The following is a 1,169-nucleotide window of genomic DNA, read 5'->3' on the forward strand; positions in this document are numbered from 1 at the left end:
TTGGCATATTCAAGTTTTTGTTGTGCACTGAGTGTTACTTTTGATTTTCTGGTCATAGTGATACCTTTTGGGTTTAGCTCATTTTACGCTATAAACCTGTCCAGTTTCATTAGACCATTACAAAGCGGTACTGTACTTTTACTTTCCAATCAACTTCGAAATGTTTCGGCCACATAGATAAAGCTGGGATAGCATAGACCTAAATTAACTAACGTTGTTAAGCTGAAAAATAAAGTCATCAATTTGCTGGTTATTTTTAGCAATAATAAACTTACCCTTATCGTACATCCTTAGTTCATAACAATTTAAGTCTAGTTTTTCTCCTTTATAAATCACCTCAACATTATTCATAAAGTACACTTTCCAATACGACTTATTGATAGTAACTAACTGTGTGCAACCATAAGTCAATAAAAAGCCAACCGTCGCAATTGGGCCTGAGTATAGTTGCCAAAATTGAGTCAACGACATATCTCCTTGAATATAGAGATAATCAGGCCCTGTTAGTGACGTAAAAATTGCAGATAGTGTCAATAATGCAAAAGCAGCTGCTATGACAGTCCATATAGCCACATTCAAACTGGCGTTGAAGTGTGTCTTATAATTAGCCGTAAAGTTTACAACCGTGAATTTGCTTGGGATACTTTTGATTGTTGCGTTCATTTTTTCGTCCTTGTTCATGATTTCCCTCTTAATAATATTAAAATAGGGTATTTACGGCATACCGCAGGTTAGTTGCATAAATAACCGTTTGGCTTTGTATTCCGATTTAACGTTTCTTTTCTTTCAGGTTCAGAGATCAAGCGTTGCCTGTAATCAGGTATAAAATACTCACCACTTCACCAAGGGTTTCTCGTGGTATTTGGGTCGGCAAATTACAGCTAGAAAAGCGGCGTCACCTGATGCTTTATCAGGAAAAATAACAATACCGCTATCTACATAAGCTGCAAACTAAACCTAAAACAATTAAATGCATCACTTTAGGTTCAATTTTTTAAATTTTTAAAGAGCGATTTAGCTTTTAATTACCACACTTCCTGACGGTTAACTTGGCAATCTGTTGGGTCTAAATAGGGTTTTAACTCCTCAGGAAATCCGTGTTTTTCTGTTATATCTTTATCTATTTTGAAGTAGTGCTCTATTGATTGATATAAGTGTGTACCAAGCGG

The 1,169-nt window shown here is 35.6% G+C and carries 1 protein-coding gene; it reads right to left on the reverse strand.

What is annotated here, in order from left to right; translation table 11 throughout:
- Positions 1-204 precede the first annotated feature (204 nt).
- Positions 205-663, reverse strand: a complete 459-nt coding sequence (locus H5200_RS23180; RefSeq protein WP_182762842.1) for a hypothetical protein — start codon at positions 661-663, stop codon at positions 205-207.
- Between the last annotated feature and the right edge of the window lie 506 nt (positions 664-1,169).

It is taken from the genome of Pseudoalteromonas sp. SG43-7 (genome assembly GCF_014164295.1).
Classification (GTDB): Bacteria; Pseudomonadota; Gammaproteobacteria; order Enterobacterales; family Alteromonadaceae; genus Pseudoalteromonas; species Pseudoalteromonas rhizosphaerae.